This window comes from Myxococcus qinghaiensis, assembly GCF_024198215.1.
Lineage (GTDB): Bacteria > Myxococcota > Myxococcia > Myxococcales > Myxococcaceae > Myxococcus > Myxococcus qinghaiensis.
Map to the genome: position 1 here is coordinate 485,776 of NZ_JAKCFA010000003.1, position 20,963 is coordinate 506,738.

The window sequence follows — 20,963 nt, forward strand, 5'->3', positions numbered from 1 at the left end:
CGATGTCGGGGGGACGCTCTAGATTGCACGGCACTGGACACGCCCTCGCTGGGGGCGATTTGGGGTAAGGACCGCCCACCGTGGACGACTTCAAGACCGCCGAAGCACGAGCCCGCGAGCTCCGTCGTGAGCTGGCCCACCACAACCACCGCTACTACGTGCTCGACTCGCCGGAGATCAGCGACATCCAGTACGACACGCTGATGCGCGAGCTGCAGGGGCTGGAGGAGCAGCACCCCTCCCTGCAGACGCCGGACTCGCCCACCCAGCGCGTGGGCGGCAAGGCGGCCGACGAGTTCGGCCAGGTGGTCCACCGCGTCCCCATGCTCTCGCTCGCCAACCTCTTCGAGGACGAGGGCCTGGTGGAGTTCGACGAGCGCGTGCGCAAGCTGCTCGGCCAGCCTGCCGTCACCTACGTGTGCGAGCCCAAGCTGGACGGGCTCGCCATCGCCCTGCGCTTCGAGAAGGGCATCTTCGTCCAGGGCGCCACGCGCGGCGACGGCACCACGGGCGAGGACGTCACGGGCAACCTGCGCACCATCCGCAGCCTGCCCATGGAGCTGTTCCCGCTGGACGGCGTGAAGGTGCCCGCGGTGCTGGAGGTGCGCGGCGAGGTCTTCATCCGCAAGGCGGACTTCCAGAAGCTCAACGAGAAGCGCGAGGAGGAAGGTGAGCCGCTCTTCGCCAACCCTCGCAACGCGGCGGCCGGAAGCCTGCGCCAGTTGGACCCGAAGGAGACGGCCGCGCGCCCCCTCTCCGTCTATCTTTACGAGTGCGTCCCCACCGAGGGCGTGCCCGCGTTCAAGTCCCACATCGAGAAGCTGGAGTACCTGAAGTCGCTGGGGCTGCCCATCAACCGCTACGTGCGCGCGGAGGGCATCGACGGCGTGCGCCAGGCCTATGACGCCTCCTTGAAGGGCCGCCATGAGCTGCCCTTCGAGGTGGACGGCATGGTGGTGAAGGTGGATGACGAGGACCAGCGCAAGCGCCTGGGCCAGGTCTCCAAGAGCCCCCGCTGGGCGGTGGCCTACAAGTTCCCTCCGGAGGAGGAGTCCACGGAGGTGCTCGATATCGGCATCCAGGTGGGCCGCACTGGCGCGCTCACCCCCGTGGCGCACCTGAAGCCCGTGAAGGTGGGCGGCGTCATGGTGGCGCGCGCCACGCTGCACAACGAGGACGAGCTGCGCCGCAAGGACGTGCGCAAGGGCGACACCGTCTTCGTGCGCCGCGCGGGCGACGTGATTCCAGAGATTGTCTCCACGGTGCTCTCCAAGCGCCCGGAGAGCTCCCAGCCCTTCGAGTTCCCCAAGCACTGCCCCGTCTGCGGAGCCGCCGCGGTGAAGGACGAGGACGGCGCGGTCATCCGCTGCACCGGCGCGTCCTGCCCCGCGCAGCTGGTGGAGAAGATCCGCCACTTCGCCAGCCGCATCGCCATGGATATCGAGGGCCTGGGCGACAAGCTGGCCGCGCAGCTGGTGGCCACCGGCACGGTGAAGACCTTCGCGGACCTGTACGCGCTCACCAAGCAGAAGCTCCTGACGCTGGAGCGCATGGGCGACAAGAGCGCGGACAACCTGCTGGAGTCCCTGGAGCACTCCAAGGGCACCACCCAGCGCCGCTTCCTCTACGCGCTGGGCATCCGCCACGTGGGCGACGCGACGGCCAAGGCGCTCGCCGAGGGCTTCCCGGACGTGCACCAGCTCTTCAAGGCGTCCTTGGAGGACATCAGCCGGGTCAAGGACGTGGGCCCCGTCATGGCCCAGGTCATCCACGCCTTCTTCCAGGAGCCCCAGAACCGGGAGGCCATCCTCGCCCTGCTCAACGCCGGGGTCTCCCCCGCCCCGCCTCAGGTCAGCACCGGCGGCCCCTTCGTCGGAAAGACGGTGGTGCTCACCGGCTCGATGACGGGTATGAATCGGGACCAGGCCAAGGAGGAGGTGGAGCGTCGGGGTGGGAAGGTGGCCGGAAGTGTCTCGCGCAAGACCGATTTCGTGGTGGCCGGGGACGATGCCGGCAGCAAGCTGAAGAAGGCCCAGGAACTCGGGGTAAGAATCCTGGACGAGCAAGCGTTCCTGCAGCTGTTGCAGACGGACGCCAGAGGGTGAGGCTTTCAGTCCATGAGCGGCACGCGGCGGACCACGCTGCGCATCCAGGGCAAGGTGCAGGGCGTCTTCTTCCGGGAGAGCGCCCGTGTGGAGGCCACGCGCCTGGGCCTGGTGGGCTGGGTGCGCAACCGCCCGGACGGCTCCGTGGAAGCGGTGGTGGAGGGTGAGCCGGGAATGATGGAAGAATTCATCCGCTGGTGTCACCGGGGTCCGGCCCAGGCGCGAGTCGACAGCGTCGCGCGCACGGACGCCGAGGCCACCGGCGAGTACAGTCACTTCATCGTGGAGCGCACATCATGACGCCCTACGCGCTGGCATCCCTGCCGGCCATGCTGGGCATCCGGGCCGGTTCCAAGGTCTCCGTCATCAACCCGCCGCGCGGCTTCGTGCAGAAGCTCAATCCGCTGCCGGACGGGGTGGAGTTCCTGATTACGGCGGTGACGGGCCTGGATGTCATCCTCTTCTTCTCCCAGGACGCCCAGGAGCTGGTGCAGCGGCTGCCCGCGCTGGCGCGCGCCATGGCCCTGACCGGGGGCATCTGGGTCTGCTGGCCCGGCGGCGAGGGCGTGAAGACGAACCTCTCCGAGGACTTCGTGCGCCAGGCGGCGCTGGATATCGGCCTGGTCGACAACAAGATTTGCGTCATCGACTCGACGTGGACGGGCCTGAGGCTGGTGCGCCGGCCGCGCGGGCGATTGGACAAGCCGTCGGGCGGCAAGCAGGCCCCCGCCCAGGCCTGAGAACCCGCCAGGGAGGCATCCGGCATCTGCCCGACAGTGGATGGATGCCGTTTCTCGGCTTTACACGTGTGCCGGGGGCGTGAAAAACTCCCCGTGTTTCTGGGCGCTTGTGTGACACTCCGCATTGGCGAAGGTCACGCCCAGTCGTGAATTTTTGACGGGTTGCGTTCCCGGATACCTCCGGGCGCGTCGGCTGCGCCGGGGCTCCAGTCGCCCCCCCAAGGTGGCCCACTGAAGGGCACCGACCGGGTGTGGAAGGAAGGAGCGGGCGGCACGCGCGTGGTGGAGGACCTCGAACGCGGTTGAAGACAAGGCTCCGCCCGGCAGGGTGCCGGTCGCAAAGCGGAGCGACTAAATTCGGAGGAGCAGGCGGTGGTCCCCTTGGCCCTCGACAGCGTGATGCGAGCCGTACCCGGACAGACCGGGAAGGCCGTCCTGACTGGAGTGCCACCGGAGGCCGCCTCTCCCTTCGCAGCGTGCTCGGAGGCGCGGCGTCTTGCCGCCTCCCGTCCGGTGAGGTCCGCCCTACCGCGCGCGCGTCCAGGATTCGTCCATGAGCAGCATCCTCGTCATCAACGCCGCGGGTCGGGAGACCCGCGTGGCGCTCGTCGAGAACGGGCACATCGCGGAGTTCTATCTCGAGCGTAAGAAGGACAAGGGCGTCGTCGGAAATATCTACAAGGGCCGCGTGGTCCGGGTGCTCCCCGGCATGCAGGCGGCCTTCGTGGACATCGGCCTGGAGAAGGCCGCTTTCCTCTACGTCAGCGATGTCGTCTACGACCCGGACTTCGCCCGGGCCCAGTTCGAGCTGACGGAGGGAGAGCACGAGGACGCCCCCGACGTTCCCACCGAGTCCGAGGCCGACGCCGCTGAAGAAGCGGCCCGGGACGCGGGTCCGAGCCACGTCGTGGACGTGGAGGCGGAAGCCGCGGAGCTGGCGGGTGAGGACCAGGCCCACCGCACCGAGTCCCTGCCGCGCGACACCCTCCTGGAGCTGGCGGCGAATGCCCCGTCTCTCGAGCTGGCGTCTGGCGCCGAGGCCCCCGCCCCGGGCGGCGAGCCTTCCGCCGAGGCTCCCACGGCGGTAGCCGAGGCGTCCGTGTCGGTGGAGGTGACGGAGGTCACCGTGTCCGCCGGCGAGTCGGCGGCGCCCGCGCTGGAGACGGCGTCCGTGGCCGTCGCGGTGCTCGAGGCCCCCGCGGCGGAGAGCCCGTCCGAGGCTCCGGCCGAGGCCGCGCCCCTGTCCGACGAAGCCACCGCCGCCGCGCTGGCCGTGGCGATGCTGCCGCCCGAGCCGCCGCCGCACGCGGCCACCGCGCTGAGCGAGCTGATGCCCTCTCCGACGGGCGACGAGTCGGCCGTGGCCGCGCGTCCGGCCGAGGTCTCTGGCGAGCGCCGTGCGCCGCGCGAGGCCCGGGAGGCGCGTGAGCCGCGCGCCCGGGAGAAGGACAAGGACAAGGGCCGGCACAAGGGCGACGAGAAGCGCCGGGACAAGCACGAAGAGGGCGGCAAGGAGAAGGTCAAGCAGCGCCGCACGGACAAGATTGAAGACTTGCTGAAGGTGGGCCAGGAGGTCGTGGTCCAGATTTCCAAGGACCCCATCGGCACGAAGGGCGCGCGCCTCACCTCGCACATCTCGATTCCGGGCCGTCAGCTCGTGTTCATGCCCACGGTGGACCACGTGGGCATCAGCCGCCGCATCTCCAATGAGAAGGAGCGCCGGCGGCTGCGTGAAATCGTGGACCGGCTGCGTCCGCCCGGGACGGGCTTCATCGTGCGCACGGTGGCGGAGAACGTGCCGCAGGAGAAGCTGGAGAGCGACATCCGGTTCCTCATCGAGGTGTGGAACCAGGTCGTCCGCAAGAACGAGAAGCGGGGCGGACCGGGCCTGTTGCATCCGGACCTGGACCTCATCCTTCGCGCCACGCGTGACTTGTTCGCGCACGACGTGGAGAAGCTCGTCGTCGACGACCGCGAGGAGTACGAGCGAATCCTCGGCTTCGTGACGGCGCAGGACCCGGCGCTGCGGGACAGGGTGGCGCTGCACGAGGGTGACGACACCGTCTTCGACGCGTACGGCATCGAGCAGGAGCTGCAGCGCGCCACGCAGCGCAAGGTGTGGCTGAAGAGCGGCGGCTACCTCATCATCGACCAGGCCGAGGCGCTCACCGCCATCGACGTCAACTCGGGCCGCTACGTCGGCAAGAAGAGCCTCGAGGAGACCATCACCAAGATCAACGTCGAGGCGGCCAAGGAGATCGTCTACCAGCTCCGGCTGCGCAACATCGGCGGCATCATCATCTGCGACTTCATCGACATGGAGAAGGCGCAGAACCGGGACAAGGTCTTCAAGTCGCTGCAGGAGGCGCTGGGCCGCGACAAGGCGAAGACGAACGTGCTGCGCATCTCCGAGCTGGGCCTCGTGGAGATGACGCGCAAGCGCGTGCGCGAGTCCATTGGCCGCGTGCTGCACGAGGACTGCCCGTACTGCGACGGCAACGGCTTCGTGAAGACGGCCACCACGGTGGCGTACGAAATCTTCCGGGAGATTCGCCGGGAGGCGCCGGGCTACAAGGACTCCACGCTGGTCATCAACTGCAACGCGGAAGTGGCGCGCCTGCTCCAGGGTGAGGAGCGCAACGAGCTGCGGCACCTGATGGACCGTTACAACAAGTCCATCCAGGTCAAGGCGCAGCAGAACTACCACCGCGAGCAGTACGACATCTATGGACGCTCGGCCACGGGGCCCGAGCACAAGGTGGCCTCATCGCCGGGCTCGGGTGATGGCGAGCTGGCGATGCAGCATCGCAAGCCGGACAGCGGCGGCTTCGGACGCCAGGACCAGAACCGCCGAGGCGGTGGCAGGGACCGGGACCGTAGCGGCGGTGAACGGCGGGATGACCGGGGTGGCAGCGGCGGTGGCGGCGGTGGTGGCCGACGCCCGGAGCGCGGCGGAGACCGTCCTCGCGGAGACCGGGGTGGTGAACGCGGTGGTGCCGAGCGCGGCGGTGAGCGCGGTGGTGGCGAGCGCGGCGACCGAGGAGAGCGCGGCGGTGAGCAGCGTGGCGAGCGTGCAGACCGTGGTGGCGAGCGCGGTGGTGCCGAGCGCGGCGAGCGTGGTGGTGGTGAGCGCGGTGAACGCGGCGGCGAGCGCAGTGGCGGCGAACGCGGCGAGCGCGGTGGTGGCGAGCAGCGCGGCGAGCGCGGTGGCGGCGAACGCGGCGAACGCGGTGGTGGCGAGCGCGGCGACCGAGGAGAACGCGGCGAGCGTGCGGACCGTGGCGGCGAGCGCCGTGGCGAGCGCGGCGGTGGTGGCCAGGGCTCATCAAGTGGAGGCGGCAACGAGGGCGGTGGCAGCTCGACGCCTCCGGCCTCTTCTGGCCAGGGCGGCTCGGAGCCCTCGGGCGGCACGACCTGATGCACCCCGGTGGGGTGGGTGATGCCAACGCATCCCCATCCCACCGAGTCCCCGCCTCGTTGAGTGGCGGGGGCTGAGCTTGAAGCCGCCCTCTTTCACACGAGGGCGGCCTGCCCCAGGCTCGAAGCCGGGGCGAGTTCGAGACTCCGTTCGCTAGAGCCAGACGCTCGCGCGCGGACTCCCGCCAGCAAGGTCCCACGGCGCCTGGGCAACGAGGTTCGAGCCCGGAACGACTGTCAGGTCCTCTGTCGAGACGTCCCCAGGACACCACCATCACCCCCCCTCAGCTCCGATTCGTGGGCCGAGTCAGTGCTGGCTTCTCACCTCACTCCCGCCCTCCGGGCCGGGCGGAGATGTCGGGAGGTGTGCCCCGAACAGCGGCGTTCCGGGGGTGGGCTGGCCCAGGAGGCTCGGGTTTGGCTAGCCTTGCGGCTCCATGTCGCGGAGCGTCGTCGGCTTCCCTGCCCCACTTCAGTCCCGGATGACCCTCAGCTCCGCTCCGCTCGAAGCCTCCCTCAGCCTCTTCATCCCCTGCCACCGAGGGGCTCGTCCCTTCGCGGGCTGGCGCACCTGAGGCTGGCCGTGGCTCCGTCTCCATTTTCGTGGCTGAGAACCACCCGGGACCGGCTGCGGGCCTGGGCCCTGCGCGTCTGGGCTCCGGTGGAAGGCACGCCGTTGGGCCGCTTCGCCACGGACACGGTGCTCGCCGCGAGCACCGTGACGCAGGGGTTTCGGGGAGAGAATCTCCGGCTTCGCGCCGCCGCCCTCACCTACATCAGCATGTTCTCGCTGGTGCCCCTGCTGACGGTGGGCCTGGTGCTGCTGAACGCCTTCCACCAGGACCGCTTCGAGGAGCGCCTGCGCTCCGTCGTCCGCGAGCTGCTCGCGCCGGGGGTCCAGGAGAAGTCCGCCGCGGTGCTCAACCGGCTGCTGGACCAGGGCAACTCGGTGGCCATTGGCAGCATCGGCTTCCTGGCCATCCTCCTGTCCGCCGGTTCGCTGCTGCGCCACATCGACGGCGCGGTGAATGAGCTGTGGGGCATCCGGCGCCAGCGCCCGTGGGGCATCCGCCTGCTCATCTACGCCGGGCTGTTGCTGCTGGGTCCCATCTTCCTGGCCGCGTCCTTCACCGGAACCCGGGCGGTGCGCGGCGTCCTGCAGAGCCTGCCGTATCCCGGCGCATTCATCGCGCTGGGCACCACGCTCATCGCGGTGGTGGGCCTGACGATGCTGTACTACTGGACGCCCTACGCGCACGTCCGGGTGCGCTCCGCCCTGGCGGGAGGGCTCGTCGCGGGGCTCGGATGGATGGTGGCCAAGTCCCTCTACGCCGAGTTCGCCGCGCGCAGCTTCCAGTACAACCTGCTCTACGCCTCGCTGAGCGCCCTGCCCCTCTTCCTCGCGTGGGTCTACGTGAGCTGGCTGCTGCTGCTCTTTGGCGCCCGGCTCTCCTACGCCGTCGAGCACACCGCGTTCCGGGACTCGCTCTTCGCGTTCGGCACCCACCCGCGCGCCCATGAGCTGGTGGCCTCCCGCATCGCCCAGGAGACCACCCTGACGTGGGTGGACGGAGGCATGGCCCCCACGCCTCGCGAGCTGGCGACCCGGCTCCGGGTCCCCGAGTCGCTCGTCCACGAAGTCGTGGACCGCATGGAAGCCGCCGGCCTCCTGGAGCGCCAGCGCCGGGGAGGTCTGCGGCCCGCCAGGGACCCGGCCTCTCTCACCCTCGCCGACACCACCCTCGCGGTGCACGGGGTGATGATTTCTGGAGGCGCGGATACCTGGGATGGACCGCGAGCCTCGGGCTTCGAGCAGGTCGAGCACTTCTTCCAGGAGGCGGACTGCCTCGGCGTCGAGCGACTGCGACAGACACGGTGGACCGACCTGGTGGCGCCCCTGCGGCCTGGACTGGCCGAAGCGCCCCCCTCGGCGCCCGCCAAGGTGGCGGCAGGCGGAAATCCGTAAAGTTTCTAGGTGGTTGGGAGTCCACCCTGCTTGCAGTGCCGGCGCGTTCTGTTATGTTTTCCTGATTCACCACGGGCCACAGTGCCCTGTCGCCAAGGGGTCACCGGGTTTGCGGGAGCGTCCGATGCTCAAGTCCGATCTGATCAACATCCTCGTGGCCAAGCGAGGCGTGACGCAGAAGCAGGCTGAGGCCACCATCGAGACGATTTTCGAGTCGATGAAGGATGCCCTGTGTCGCGGTGAGAACATCGAGATTCGCGGTCTCGGCGCCTTCCACGTGAAGAACTACCAGGGCTACCAGGGACGCAACCCGAAGACGGGTCAGGTCATCCCGGTGAAGCCCAAGCGTGGCCTGCTCTTCCGCACCGGCAAGGAGCTGCGCGACAGGGTCAACCGTCCCGCACCCCAGCAGGCCCAGAGCGATTTGCCCTCCCCTGAGACCAAGAGCCCCGGCAGCACCGGCACGGGCCTCTGAGTCGATTCAGGACCCCATCGGCACGGGCGAAAGCCTGCCGATGGGCCGAATCTGAAGGGCCCCGTCCAGCTCCCCATAGGTGAGCACGGCCACTTCGGGAAACGCCCCCTCGCAGAGCCTCCGCAGCGACCGCCGGACGTCTGGCGCGGTGAGCAGCACGGCCTTTCCACCGGTGGCCACCTGTCGGACGCCTTCCAGGATTTCCGCCACGCGCTCCGGGTCTGGCGCGGGTCCCCGAGGACCCGTGGACCGCAGGATTTCCTCCACCTCCGGGTCCACGAGGTACGCGTACAGCGGCCCGGTGGGCGCGAACTTGTGGCTGAGGTAGCGGCGCAGGGCCTGGCGACAACGTTCGGCGAGCGCGACGGCGTCGCCTTCCGTGGTGGGTGAGACGAGCGCCTCCAGGATGGCTCGCAGGTCTCGAATGCTGACTCCCTCCTGGAGGAGCTTTCGCAGCACATCCGCCAGCAGCGGCAGGGGGACTTTCTGCAGCGCCTCCTTCACCAGCATTGGCGCGCGGGGCTCCAAGCCATCCAGCAGCGCCTGGACATCCTGGAGTCCCAGCAGGTCCGCGGCCCGGCTCCGCAACACGCCTCGCAGATGGTCCGCGAGCAGTTCGTCGGGACGAAGGACCTGGACCTGAGCGAACTCCACCGGCCCCCGGCCGGCGTCAGGAATGTGGCTGATGGTCCTTCCCGTCGAGGGCTCCACCGCCGGGTCCGCCTTCACCTGGAGGAATGCGAGCTCGTCGGGAGGCGCCAGCGCATAGAGCCCCTCCACGCGCACCTGTCCGCCTCCCGCTGGCACTTCATCCACCAGGATTCGGTACTCACCAGGAGACAGGTATGCGGCCTGCGTCCTCACCCGGATGCCAGGGATGCGCACCCCCAGCTCGAAGAAGAGCTCGTCGCGCACGGCGTTCAACGTCTTGTGGACGAAGGCGCCAGCGGACGCCTGGGCCAGCGCCGTCAGGTCCGGAGCGAGGTCCAACGTAAGGGGAGACACGCCCACCGGAACCACCGTGCGCTCTGGAGCCGCGCCCTCCTTCTCCGAGTCCCCTGCCTTGGAGCCTGTCGCGGCGCCTGCCCCCTTCGCCGCCTCTCCTCGATGAACACCGCGCTTCAGGACCCGCCCCAGTCCGACCAGTCCCGCCGCCAACAGCAGGAAGGTCAGGTGAGGCATGCCCGGCATCAGCGCGAGCGCGACACACAGGCCCGCGACCACCCAGAGCGTCCGGGCATCCCCGAAGAACTGCGAACCAATCTCGGAGCCCAGCGAGTCGTCCTCATGCTCGGACGCGACCCGGGTGACGACGAGGCCCGCCGCGACGGTGATGCACAGGGAGGGCACCTGGGAGACCAGGCCATCACCGATGGCGATGAGCGCGAAGGTCGACGCGGCTTCGGAGAGCGTCATCCCCCCTTGGAGTACGCCGATGAGCGAGCCGCCGAGCAGGTTCACCGCGACGATGACGAGGCCCGCGATGACGTCTCCCTTCACGAACTTCATCGCGCCATCCATGGCGCCGAACATCTGCGACTCCCGCTCCAGGTCCCTCCGCCGTTTCCGGGCCTGGGCCTGGTCGATGGCCCCCGCGCGCAGGTCCGCATCGATGGACATCTGCTTGCCCGGCATCGCGTCCAGGGTGAAACGGGCGGACACCTCCGCGACGCGCTCAGCGCCCTTCGCCACCACCAGGAACTGGACCAACGAGAGGATGGCGAACACCACGCCACCGACCACGTAGTCCCCCTGCACGACGAACTCACCAAACGCCTGGATGACGTCGCCCGCGTGCCCCTCCGCCAGCGCCAGTCGCGTGGACGAGACGTTGAGCGCCAGCCGGAACAGCGTGGTGAACAACAGCAGAGAAGGAAAGGACGTCACCTTCAGCGCGTCCTTGGCCCGCAGGGACGCCACCAGCAGGGCTACAGCCACCGCCAGGTTCACCGCCAACCCCACGTCCAGCAGCCACGCCGGCAGGGGAATGATGAGCGCTCCCAGCACCACGGCCATCGCCACCGCCAGCACGAGGTCCGACGAGCTGCGCACCTTCATCAACCACTTCGCGAGCACCTTCATGATGTCTGTCTCCGTGCTGCTTCGTCCGCGTCCCGCGACTCCATCGCCGTGCGCAAGACGACCGCCGCGGCCTGGTACAGCTCTTCGGGAATGGGCTCCCCGATGTCGTAGTGAATGAGGCTTCGCGCCAACGGGATATCCCGCACCACCGGCACCCCGAGCCGCTGGGCCTCCTCCCGCAGCGCCAGCGCGTCTTCCTCTCGCGCTTTCGCCACGAGGTAGGGCGCCTCGCTCTCCCGAGCGTCGTAGCGGATGGCGACCGCGAGGTGCGTCGGGTTGACCACCACCGCCGTGGCTTTTTGCACCCCGCGCGCCGGGCCGCCCTGCGCCAGTTGACGGTGCAAGGCCCTTCGCTGCCCCTTGTGGCGCGGGTCCCCTTCACTCTCCTTGTGCTCACGCTTCACTTCTTCGCGACTCATCATCAGCTCGCGCAAATGACTCTTCCTGGCGAGCACGTAGTCCCCGATGCCCAGCACCAGGAGCACCCAGGCCACGCGGCGAATCAGCGCCACGAGCTGCTCCAGCATGAGTGGCAGTCCCTCGCGCCCGGCCAGCCAGGCCGTCCGCAGCGCGTCCGGACCGACCGACTCCACCTCACTCCAGACGAGGCCTCCCACCACCGCCACCACCACCAACGCCTTGCCCAGCTCCTTCACGGGTTTCACGCTGAACAGACGCTTCAGCCCCGACGAGAGACTGACCCGCTCCAGCTTCGGCGACATATGGCTCGGGTCCATCTCGAAGCCCACCGTGGCCATGGAGACCGCCAGTGACGCGGCGAATGCGCCCCCCAGCGCGGGTGCGCTCAGGCGCACGAAAATCCAGAGTCCTTCTTCCAAGGCACCCGTGAGCTGCTGCTCCAGGAACAACCTCGACGTCCACTCCTCGAGCCGAGTGGACATCCCGACCGCTCCCGAGCCGAAGCCGAGCACTCCGCCCAAGGTCACCGCGCTGGAGGACAACAACCGGCTGCGGGGAATCTGCCCCTTGCGTCGGGCCTCGCGCAGACGTCGGCCCGACGGCAACTCCGTCTTCTCTCCACTCATTGCGCCAGGGCCCCCAGCAACGAGAGCGCCCCCTCCGAGGAGAGCACCTCCGCCAGCAGTCGCTCACACAGCACCCCGATTCCCAGCCACAGCACCACGCCGCCCCCCAGGATTCGCAGCGGAGCCCCCAGTTCTTGAAGATTCACCTGCGGCGCCGCGCGAGAGGCCAGGGCCAGGAAGCAGTCCACCGCCAGCATCGCCGCCGCCATCGGCGCCCCCACCGCCAGCCCCGTGGCCAGTGCGCCACCCGCGAGGACGACGACGTGCAACGTCGCCGCTTCCGTGGGCACGAAGGCCCCCAGCTTCACCACGCCAAAGCCACGCACCAGTGCCCCCAGGACCAGGGGTGCCACCGCCCCCGACGTCGCCAGTCCCACCAGCAGGTGGTAGAGCCCCTCGCCCGTGGCCGACTCCCGGCTCCCCGCGAGCGGCAGGCTCGCCTCGGCGGACGTCCCACGAAGCAGGTCGATGAACCGTCCGCCGATTCGCGCCGCATCAAACGGAAGCGCCGCGACCAGCCCCATCGAGACGCCATACGCCAGCTCGCGCAACACCAGACCTCCCAACTCCAAGGACGACGTCACAGGCTGCGCCGTCCCAACGCCTCCCTCCGCGCGCAAGAAGAGCGACAGCGACAACACCCACCCCAGTCGCACCGGGGTGGGCGTGGCCTGTCCCCCCAACAGCGGACACAGAAAGGCCACGGGCAGAAGCCGAGCGGCACACAGCGCCACCGCGACGGCATCAGGCCCCAGCGTCTCCAGTTGAGCGCGCAGCAATTCCAGATTCATGCCGACACCTCGGAGATGAGCATCAGGAGCTGGTGGGTGAATCGCGTGAGCTGCGCGGCAATCCATGGCCCCGCGAGCACCAATGCCACCACCGCCGCGCACAGCTTCGGCACCACGGACAACGTGCTCTCCTGGAGCTGCGTCGTCGCCTGGAACAGACTCGAAAGGAAGCCCACCACCAAGCTCGCGCCAATGGGTGGCAAGGATGCGAGGACCATCAACAACAACGCCTCGCGTCCCAGGCTCAACAACACATCCTGGGTCATCGCATCACCGGTAACCGAGGATGAGGCCGCGCGCGAGCAGCGACCACCCATCCACGGCCACGAAGAGAAGAATCTTGAAAGGCAGACTCACCTGACTGGGCGACAGCGTCTGCATCCCCAACGCGAGCAACACGTTGGCGATGACCATGTCGAGCACCAGGAACGGGAGGAACACGAGGAAGCCAATCTGGAAGGCCTCCTTCAATTCGGTGAGGACGAAGGCGGGAATGATGACGAAGAGGTCCGTCTCCTTCACCGCGTCCATTTCCTCCGGGGGACGAAGCTCCCGCGCCAGGTCCACGAAACGAGCCCGCTCCTCGGGGCTCCCGTGCTTCACGAGAAAGGCCCGCAGCGGTTCCGCCACCCGGGCCGCTGCATCGAGAATCTTCACGCCGGAGCCGGCCTCCAGTTCCTGATAGGCGAGCTGCCCCGCGTCGTATGTCCGCTCCATCACCGACGCCATGATGTGGCCCGTCAGCACCGCCGCCAGCCCCGTCAGCACCAGCGTGGGCGGCGCCTGCTGGGTCCCCATCGCCGAGCGCGCCAGCGACAACACCACCGCGATTTTCGAGAAGCTCGTCAGCATCAACACCGCGAACGGCAACAGGGACATCATCGCCAACATCCCCATCATCGACAGCGGGCTTCCCGCGTAGGACTGCTGGCTGAGCGCGCCTTGCGACGCCACGGCCAGGACCGGCGAGAGCATTCCCCAGCCCCCCGTCATGACTGCATTCCCTTGCGGAGCCCACGCCCCGGACGCGGTCGACGTGCCTGAGCGAGAATCCCGGGTTCCGCCTCCCGCTCGGGCAGCGCATGGACTTCCGCGAACGCATCTCCGAAGGCCACGAGAAATCCCCGTCCCTCGACCTCCACCAACGCCAGGCCGCAGCGAGGAGAGAGCCCCGCTCGGGAGATGACCTGCATCCGCTCCACGCTCGCCACGCGTGCCCCCGAGGCGCCCCGTCGAAACCACCACCAGCCCAGGCCGCTGAGTGCTGCCAGCACCAGGAGCCATCGAGCCGTGGACACCACGGACACCCCGCCCAGGGGCCCCAGCAAGGCCAACCCGAGGACGAGCAGCGTCGCGACCTGGAGACGCGCTCGGGGCGAGAGCGAAGCGTTCGGAATGCGCATGGGCTCACTCACGGCAACAGGGCCAGGACACGGGCACCCACCTCGCCCTCGAGGTCCACCAATTCGGCGCGCGCCACCACACGGTCTCCCACGCGCAACAACACCGGCTCGCTGGCGTTGATGTGCAGCGGAAGCAAGACACCCGGCCTCAACGCCGCCAGCTCCGAGAGAGGGACCAGTACCCGCGTCAGCTCCACTTCCACGTCCACCGGGAGCGGGGGAATGCCCTCGCTCCGCTCATTCACGACCACCATGTTCGACTCCTGGAAATGCGCGCGGACACGCGCGCGGGTCAGCGAGAAACCCTCGGGCTGAAACGTCCCCGAGAGAGAGAAGCCCCGGGCCACCAGCCTCCCGGGGCCGAAGAGGCGCGTGTCCTCGCGACGCACGCCCTCGAAGACCACGACGTCTCCCACCGCGAGCGCGTCCATCGCCTGCGACGACAGCGGCGTCTGCCCGAGGAGACACCTCAGCTTGAGCGTCGCGGCGAGCACCTGCGGGGCGACGTCCGTGACTCGCTCCACGGGAAACGCCTGAGCCACGCCCTGAAGCACGGAAGCAGGCAGCAACAACCGTCCGCCCGCGCGCACCTGCCCCACCATCACATCCAGCTCCACACCCACCAGCGACTGTCGCCCCCGAAGGCGCAACGCGACGTCTTCACGCCGCATCGTCATCGCGGACAGACGCGGCGCCAGGGCGGGATACAGCGGTGACTTGGAGCGCACGGCGGAGAGCGCCACCAGCACGAGGTACGCCAGCGTCGCCTCTTCCAGTCGCGCCAGCTCCGTTACCACCCCGGACCTGCCTCCCGACCCGGCGATTCGCTCCAACGCGGCGACCGCCAGCGCGGGCTCCAACTCCAGCACGGCCACGCCCCCCACCGCCGACAGCTCCAGCAGGATGAAGACCGCGGGCCTCGCCAGCCCACTCGCGGACGAGACCACGGCATCCAAGAGCCGGGCTTCCGCTGTCACCGGACACCCCAGCTCCCGGGCCAACGCCACACAGATATCGCCCAAAGCCTCGCGCCCGAGCCCGGCCACACGGGGCCTTCGTGAAAGCAGGAGGTGCGCTCGGCTCAACCGGCGCGCCCCCAGCCGACGCAGTCGACGAGGCATGGGAGGAGACAGGGAGGGCTCGGTATCGGGGTTCATCGAAGGTTCGTGAGCGGCAAGAGGTGACACCCCGCTCGTGCACGCCTCCCGCCAGGAGACGCGCTCGTGGTGACGCGGGTTTGCGATGCATCGGCATCCGCACGCGGGATGCCGGGTACGCGAGCCAGGACGGCTACACGCGAGGACGTCAGCGCGTGGCTTCCCGGATGAGTCGCTCCGCGAGCGCGGCCAGCAGCGGAGGAGCCAACGGGTCCGCGGGCGCTTCCATCCGGCCGGGAAACAGGGTCCGGTGATAGGGCGGGAGGCGCCGGAACACCTCCTTGCGAAGCGGCTCCGGCGCCTCGTCCATCAAGGCCTTCAGCCGTGTCGCTGCGTCGCTCCGCTCCCCGAACTCCTTCGCGACCTTCGCCTGTCGCTGGGCCGAGGGCATCGCGACGATGCGCCGCAGGTGCGCTTTCGCTCGCTTCAAGGCCTCCGTTCCCAACCCCTCCAGAAGCTCCTCGGCCCGCTCTCGACCCAGGACCCACGTCACCAGCGCATAGCGTTCCAGCGGGAGACTCGGAGGCTGACGTCGAATCGTCGTCGCCTGATCCGCCAGTGGAACCCGCGCTCGAACAGACGGAGCCTCCTCCGCCCGAACAGGCACCGGCTCCTCCACAGGAACAAGTCGCTGCTCATCCCCTGGCGCAGGTCCCAGCTCCCTCGCTGGAGCGGGCACACCGCTCCTCGCCAGGCGCGCGGCCCGGCCCACACGTGTCGCATCCATGATGAGAACCTCCGTTGCCTGCTCAGGCGACCTTGCGAGCCGCTCCAGGCGAGAGCACGGGACGCGCGGGCACTGGCGGCGCGGGGGGAGGCACCACGCGCTGCTCCCGATAGTGGCGCATCCGCAGCGTCACCCACACCAAGGCTCCTGACAGCCCCGTCACCAACACCCCCAGCACCGCAAGCAACCACCGCAGCCTGGACAGGGACGACAGGCCACTCGCCGGAGCCACCTCCACCCTCACGGCCACTTCGTCCACGAGCAGCGATACAGACTCCGGGGAGAGCCCCTCCACCCCTCCCGCCAGGAGCGCCTTCAAGACGTCCGAGGACTGCCGCACCCTCGCCACACTGCCCGGCGTCACGCGCAGCATCGCCGACGCCTTGGAAGGCACCGCGACCTGTCCGGGCCTGGGCACGGGAGGCACCATCAGGTGGACGCGCGCCAGCAGCACCCCCTCCACGGATTGGAGCGTCTTCTCCAACCCCCGCTCCAGCACCCTCACCCTGCACACCCCCTCTTCCACCGGCGTGCGCACCAGGCCTCCGCCGCCAAAGACGTCGCAGCCGACCTCCGCCGCCGGCCTCGGCAGCCCCAGTTCGGCGAGCACTCGCACCGCATCCGAGGACTGTTCTCCGGTGACTTCGATGGCCCAGGAGGGCTTCTTGCCCCCCTCGGGCACCTTGCGCGCATCGAGGCCGCGCTCGATGAGCACGGATTGCAGCTCGTTGGCCTGTCGCTCATCCAGGCCGTGCTGGATGCGCTCCCGGCACGCGGTGGCGAACAGGAGACACAGGAAGAGAAGCCAGCGTCGGTCACTCGAAGCCATGTGCACGCGCTCCTCAAACCTGCGTCTGGAGGACCTGCTTGACGCCACCGGTCGCCTTCTCGACGACCTTGCCAGCGAGGTCGAGCTCCTGGCTCGCCCGATAGACCTGGGCTTGCAACGCGAGCAGCTCCCCGGGCGTGAAGTCACGCCCCGACTCCGCCAGCTCCAGGATGCGGTCCAACCGCTTCTGCGCCTGCCCCACCCGCTCCAAGGCCTGTGCGGCCTGCTGCTCTCGCGCCGTCTGGACGGAGTCCACTCGCGTCCCCTGCTTCACCTCCGCGCATCCCGCCGACGCCTGCGTCCCCTCGGCCCGCGTCACGCCACGCGAGGCCTCGACGGCCGGACGCGCCGCGCCTTCTGTCGTCACTGACGGCGTCGCCTCGCGCGCCGGCCCTCGGACGCCTTCCAACACCTCGCCGAATCTCTCCCGGCCGGGCTCCACCGACGCCGGGCCCGCGCCGCCCACTGCTCCCACCTTGTCCACGCTCATGGCTCGCCGCGCCCCTCTCAGCGGATGTTGTTGATGGCGGCCTTCGCCGAGTCGTGACGGACCTTCATGATGTTCGAGATGGCGTTGTGCTCACGGCTCTCCCGCTGCATCTCGTTCTGGAGCTGCAGATAGGCCGCGTTGAACTTCTGGCCGTCCGCGCTGAGCGCCTTCTGCGCCTCCAGCAAGTCCCACGCGTCCCCGTTGCCCGTCGGCGTCCCCAGCGAGGCCCCCGCGGCCGACGTCGACACGGCCGACGCGGACCCTCCCGACGTGGTCGTCCCCATCGGCACCACCGAGGAGATGGCCATCTTCGTGCTGGAGACGGCCGCGCTCAGGATGGGCCCCTGCGGAATCATCCCGCCCACGATTCCCGCCCCCTTGCTCACCACCTGATGCGCCGCGTGCGCCAGCACCGTGCCGAAGTCATTGCGCGGCGTCTGCCGGGGCATCGTGGCGGTGATGTTGAGGGACTGAAGCCTGCGGTGGTTCGGTTCCAAGTGCTGCCTCCGGCAACGGGTGCCGGCGGGGCTGTTCAGGCGACGTGCCAGCCGAAAACCCAAGCAATCCCGCGCGCCTGGCCACGACACGCGCGCGCCTGAAGCTCCCAGGCCCGGGAAGAGCGTCCAGCCGATGGGACGGAGCCACACGGACGGAAACTTGCCTCGCACGCAAGCTGCCTCAGAGTTGTCGCACCCTGTCGCAGTCGTGAGGAGCCGAGCCGATGCACACTTCCAATGGCGGACCCCCCATCGCCGAGCGCTTCCACCCGCGCGTCGAGGCGGCCCTTCCCGTGAAGGTGCTCCTGCCTGGACGCGCCGTCATGGCTCGCGCTCGAGACGTCTCCATGGCCGGCCTGTTCCTGCTGGCGCACCCCGGCGACGCCCAACGTCAGCTCACGCTGAGCCTGCCCTTGCCGGGCGACAAGGAAATCGTCACCACCTGCACCATCCGCCGCCGCGAAGCGGACGGCGTGGCCCTGGAGTTCGGCGAGCTCGACTGGGACGACCTCATCGCCCTGGCGCGCTTCCTCCACCCGCGCCTGCCCTGAGCGGGGACGTCCCTCCCCGTCTCGTCAGGCCTGCTCCGAGCGGGGCGGCGCCAGGCGCAGGCGCTCCACCAGCGCCATCAGCTCCGCGCCTCGGAAGGGCTTGTGGATGTAGCCATCCGCGCCCGCCAGCGTGGCGCTCTCCATGTCCGACTTCTTCGCCTTCGCCGTGAGCATGTAGAGCGGCACCGTCGCGGTGACGGGGTCGCTCTTCAGGATGCGACACGCGGAGATGCCGTCGAGCTGCGGCAACACGACATCCATCAGGATGAGATTGAAGCTCCGGCTGCGCGCCAGCTTCAGCCCTTCCAGCCCGTTGGCCGCGCACACCACCTCCACGGTGCCGTCGCTCAGCATCGAGCGCACCAGCTCCCGGATGACCGGTTCGTCCTCCACGAGCAGGATGAGGAAGGGTGCCTGGGACATGCCAACCATGTTTCTCCGGCGCGACTCTGGACCTCAGAGGGACAAAGCTTCGCGGGCGCGCCACCCCCACTGCCGGTGCCACCTGCCGCGCGCGGTATAGCCCCGCCGACACCACGCGCACCAGGGTCGCTCCACATTTGTGTGGAGCACCATGCATCGGCCCTCTGTAAGCCCGTGACCACTGGGACGCCCGACTTCCGCGCCCGCCCGCCCATCAGCCTGCCTGACAGAGGGGTGAAGCCGCCTTCCCCTCCCGGCACCACCCACCCAGGCCTGCTCTCCACCCCGCCCCCCGGGGCGTCGGGTGATGGGGGGCCTGGGGCGCTATGATGGGTCTGAAATGGCCGCAAATCTAGAATGTCCAGAGTGCAGGGGGACGGTGGAAGGGGACGACTTCCAGTGCGAGCACTGTGGGTTGCTCCTGGACCCGGAGCAGGCCAGCGGGGAGTACATCATCTCGGAGCCCACCATCGTCCGGGCCCTGCTCTCTCCGCCCCAGCGCAGCAGGACCATGGAGGTGCCCAGGCCTCCTCCCCAGCGTGCCGCGGCGCACGACCTGGCCACCGCGCGCTTCACCGTGCCCATGGATGCGAACACCGTCCCGCACCTGCGCGCCGGGCTGGACATCGCGTTGCAGCCCCTGCACCCGTTCGAGGCGCACATCGCGTCCTTCGTCGACGGAGTTCACGCCGTCCCGCAGCTCGCGCTCGCGGCGCGGCTGCCTGAAATCGAGGTGAAGGTCGTCCTCAAGGCCTTGCTGGAGCGGGGGGTGCTGGAGCTGCACCGCACACCTGTCAGCCCGCCACGGCGCAGCCGCACGGAGGAGCTTCCCGTGTTGGACGGCAGCGAGTTCCTCACCCCGGAGGCACCCGGGTTCGACGACGACGTGGAGCCCTCCACCCTTCAGGAGGAGGACGCCCCCACGCTCACGGGAGAGCGGCCCGCCATGCTCATGGCCCTCGGCGACGAGGAGCTGTCTCCGATGGCCCTCGGCGACGAGGAGCCCCTCACGCAACCCGCGCCTCGCCCCCCCAGGGCCACCACGCCCGACCCTCGGCCCCGCCCGAGCACTCCGCCCGCGTCACGCCCGCAGCCGACGCGCAACATGCGGCCCGCCGTCGGTCAGCCCTCTCCGCCTGGCGATGTCGCCGAGCACGTCACCCACCCCAGCACGCCCGCGCCGCCCGCGAGGGCGCCACAGGCCCCTCCGCCCTTGCCCACCCCTTCGCGCAACGGCCCCGCGCAGACGACGCGGGGAGGCCCTGACGGGTTGGGCGGCTCGTCCCGCGTCATCGCACCAGTCTCCGTGACGGCCCCCGCCGTGCCGCCGCTGCCCCCGCGTCCCGCACCGGCCCCGCGCCTCACCGCTAGTTCGGCGCCCACGCTGCCCGCCGCTCCCTTTCCCTCGACGGCGAGCCCAGCGCCCGCCGCTCCCGCCGCGCCCGAGCGCGCCCCGCGCCCCGCGCGCCCCACCCTGCCCCTGGACGCGCCCGTGCCCGTGTCGGCGACGGAGGACTTCCTCCAGCGTGCGGTGCGGCTGGAGCGGGGAGGCCACGTGGACCGCGCCATCGAGGTCCTCACCAAGGCCATCGACCAGGCCCCCGAGGCCGCCGTGCTCCACAGCAAGCTCGCCCTCATCCTCGTCCACCAGCGCAAGGACTACGTCCGGGCGGCGAAGCTGCTGGAGCGCGCGGTGGAGCTGGAGCCAGGCAACACCGTCTTCCAGCAGAACCTCCTGAAGGTCGCCGGACTGGCCGCGGCCTCCGCCGCTGAGCGCAAGGACCGAGGCAAGCCCGGGCTCTTCGCCCGCCTCACCGGCAAGCGGAGCTGAGCGGCCCTTCGCTCAAGGAGCGCCGTTGTCCAGCAGGCGCTCCGCCTCCTCCAGCGAGAAGGCCAGGTGCGCGTCGTAGCCCAGCTCGCGACTGGTGCGCCCGAACACGAGCGCCGCATCCAGCGAGCGGCCCACCACCCGCACCACGCGACCGAACCCCCGGGCCTTCGCGGCCTCCATGATGCGCCGCAACTGCACCGTGCCCTCCGGGTCCAATGACGTCACGCCCTTCAGGTCCGACAACAGGTCGAACCGAGGATGCAGCCGGTCAATGGCCCGCACCGCCGCGTCACCGACGCGCTGGGCTTCTTCCTTGGCGATGTCTCCCCAGATGCGCACCACCAGTCGGTTCTTCCCGACAAGGGCCTCTACTTCGAACACGGGGCCACGACCTCCAAGGAAAACAAGCTATTCCTTAAAGACACTCTACTCC

21 protein-coding genes are annotated in these 20,963 nt (G+C 69.4%); 8 read left to right on the forward strand and 13 right to left on the reverse strand.

Annotated features, from left to right (window positions below; genetic code table 11):
• The first annotated feature begins 80 nt into the window (after window positions 1–80).
• From ligA to LZ199_RS07075, 6 genes are all read left to right on the forward strand, one after another.
• Window positions 81–2,105 (forward strand): NAD-dependent DNA ligase LigA, encoded by a 2,025-nt coding sequence (gene ligA / locus LZ199_RS07050; protein WP_253992870.1) that lies wholly within the window; start codon window positions 81–83, stop codon window positions 2,103–2,105.
• A gap of 12 nt (window positions 2,106–2,117) precedes the next feature.
• Window positions 2,118–2,405 carry an acylphosphatase gene (locus tag LZ199_RS07055; protein ID WP_253992871.1) on the forward strand — a complete coding sequence of 96 codons (288 nt, stop codon included), beginning with the start codon at window positions 2,118–2,120 and terminating at the stop codon, window positions 2,403–2,405.
• Window positions 2,402–2,845 (forward strand): DUF3052 family protein, encoded by a 444-nt coding sequence (locus tag LZ199_RS07060; protein ID WP_141645932.1) that lies wholly within the window; start codon window positions 2,402–2,404, stop codon window positions 2,843–2,845. Before LZ199_RS07055 ends, LZ199_RS07060 begins: the two co-directional genes overlap by 4 nt.
• Window positions 2,846–3,398: 553 nt before the next feature.
• The gene (locus tag LZ199_RS07065) at window positions 3,399–6,263 is read left to right on the forward strand and encodes an Rne/Rng family ribonuclease (protein WP_253992872.1); all 2,865 of its coding nucleotides are present in this window, start codon (window positions 3,399–3,401) and stop codon (window positions 6,261–6,263) included.
• A gap of 582 nt (window positions 6,264–6,845) precedes the next feature.
• Window positions 6,846–8,228, forward strand: coding sequence for a YhjD/YihY/BrkB family envelope integrity protein (locus tag LZ199_RS07070; RefSeq protein WP_253992873.1), 1,383 nt, complete (start codon window positions 6,846–6,848; stop codon window positions 8,226–8,228).
• 124 nt (window positions 8,229–8,352) lie between these two features.
• Window positions 8,353–8,703: an HU family DNA-binding protein gene (locus LZ199_RS07075; RefSeq protein WP_253992874.1), complete on the forward strand. Its 351-nt coding sequence runs from the start codon at window positions 8,353–8,355 to the stop codon at window positions 8,701–8,703.
• Window positions 8,704–8,709: 6 nt separating this feature from the next.
• Here LZ199_RS07075 and LZ199_RS07080 read toward each other — a convergent pair whose 3' ends face one another.
• The 11 genes from LZ199_RS07080 to LZ199_RS07130 all read right to left on the reverse strand — a co-directional run bounded on the left by LZ199_RS07080 (window position 8,710) and on the right by LZ199_RS07130 (window position 17,677).
• Window positions 8,710–10,785: a flagellar biosynthesis protein FlhA gene (locus tag LZ199_RS07080; RefSeq protein WP_253992875.1), complete on the reverse strand. Its 2,076-nt coding sequence runs from the start codon at window positions 10,783–10,785 to the stop codon at window positions 8,710–8,712.
• Window positions 10,782–11,831, reverse strand: a complete 1,050-nt coding sequence (locus LZ199_RS07085) for an EscU/YscU/HrcU family type III secretion system export apparatus switch protein (RefSeq protein ID WP_253992876.1) — start codon at window positions 11,829–11,831, stop codon at window positions 10,782–10,784. The genes LZ199_RS07080 and LZ199_RS07085 overlap by 4 nt, the downstream gene beginning before the upstream one ends.
• The gene (locus LZ199_RS07090) at window positions 11,828–12,622 is read right to left on the reverse strand and encodes an EscT/YscT/HrcT family type III secretion system export apparatus protein (RefSeq protein WP_253992877.1); all 795 of its coding nucleotides are present in this window, start codon (window positions 12,620–12,622) and stop codon (window positions 11,828–11,830) included. The genes LZ199_RS07085 and LZ199_RS07090 overlap by 4 nt, the downstream gene beginning before the upstream one ends.
• The gene (locus LZ199_RS07095; RefSeq protein WP_163865258.1) at window positions 12,619–12,888 is read right to left on the reverse strand and encodes a flagellar biosynthetic protein FliQ; all 270 of its coding nucleotides are present in this window, start codon (window positions 12,886–12,888) and stop codon (window positions 12,619–12,621) included. The genes LZ199_RS07090 and LZ199_RS07095 overlap by 4 nt, the downstream gene beginning before the upstream one ends.
• 4 nt (window positions 12,889–12,892) lie before the next feature.
• Window positions 12,893–13,597 (reverse strand): type III secretion system export apparatus subunit SctR, encoded by a 705-nt coding sequence (sctR, locus tag LZ199_RS07100; protein ID WP_253992878.1) that lies wholly within the window; start codon window positions 13,595–13,597, stop codon window positions 12,893–12,895.
• A gap of 14 nt (window positions 13,598–13,611) precedes the next feature.
• Entirely contained in the window at window positions 13,612–14,025 is a 414-nt protein-coding gene (locus LZ199_RS07105; RefSeq protein ID WP_253992879.1) for a flagellar biosynthetic protein FliO, read from the reverse strand.
• Between the two features lie 8 nt (window positions 14,026–14,033).
• Entirely contained in the window at window positions 14,034–15,182 is a 1,149-nt protein-coding gene (locus LZ199_RS07110; protein WP_253992880.1) for a FliM/FliN family flagellar motor switch protein, read from the reverse strand.
• Between the two features lie 148 nt (window positions 15,183–15,330).
• Window positions 15,331–15,612 (reverse strand): hypothetical protein, encoded by a 282-nt coding sequence (locus LZ199_RS07115; protein WP_253992881.1) that lies wholly within the window; start codon window positions 15,610–15,612, stop codon window positions 15,331–15,333.
• Window positions 15,613–15,931: 319 nt separating this feature from the next.
• Complete coding sequence (locus tag LZ199_RS07120; RefSeq protein ID WP_253992882.1) at window positions 15,932–16,738, reverse strand: flagellar M-ring protein FliF; 807 nt, start codon at window positions 16,736–16,738, stop codon at window positions 15,932–15,934.
• A gap of 13 nt (window positions 16,739–16,751) precedes the next feature.
• Complete coding sequence (locus tag LZ199_RS07125) at window positions 16,752–17,228, reverse strand: ATP-dependent helicase HrpB (RefSeq protein WP_253992883.1); 477 nt, start codon at window positions 17,226–17,228, stop codon at window positions 16,752–16,754.
• 17 nt (window positions 17,229–17,245) lie between these two features.
• Window positions 17,246–17,677, reverse strand: coding sequence for a hypothetical protein (locus LZ199_RS07130; RefSeq protein ID WP_253992985.1), 432 nt, complete (start codon window positions 17,675–17,677; stop codon window positions 17,246–17,248).
• A 272-nt stretch (window positions 17,678–17,949) separates the two neighbouring features.
• Between LZ199_RS07130 and LZ199_RS07135 the strand changes: the two genes are divergently transcribed.
• Entirely contained in the window at window positions 17,950–18,276 is a 327-nt protein-coding gene (locus LZ199_RS07135) for a PilZ domain-containing protein (protein ID WP_253992884.1), read from the forward strand.
• Window positions 18,277–18,300: 24 nt separating this feature from the next.
• On the opposite strand, the gene LZ199_RS07140 is transcribed toward LZ199_RS07135, so the two are convergent.
• Window positions 18,301–18,708: a response regulator gene (locus LZ199_RS07140; RefSeq protein WP_253992885.1), complete on the reverse strand. Its 408-nt coding sequence runs from the start codon at window positions 18,706–18,708 to the stop codon at window positions 18,301–18,303.
• 370 nt (window positions 18,709–19,078) lie between these two features.
• On the opposite strand from LZ199_RS07140, the gene LZ199_RS07145 reads away from it, so the two are divergent.
• The gene (locus tag LZ199_RS07145) at window positions 19,079–20,530 is read left to right on the forward strand and encodes a tetratricopeptide repeat protein (RefSeq protein ID WP_253992886.1); all 1,452 of its coding nucleotides are present in this window, start codon (window positions 19,079–19,081) and stop codon (window positions 20,528–20,530) included.
• 12 nt (window positions 20,531–20,542) lie between these two features.
• Here the strand turns inward: LZ199_RS07145 and LZ199_RS07150 are convergent, their stop codons facing one another.
• Window positions 20,543–20,911, reverse strand: coding sequence for an STAS domain-containing protein (locus LZ199_RS07150; protein ID WP_253992887.1), 369 nt, complete (start codon window positions 20,909–20,911; stop codon window positions 20,543–20,545).
• Window positions 20,912–20,963 lie beyond the last annotated feature (52 nt).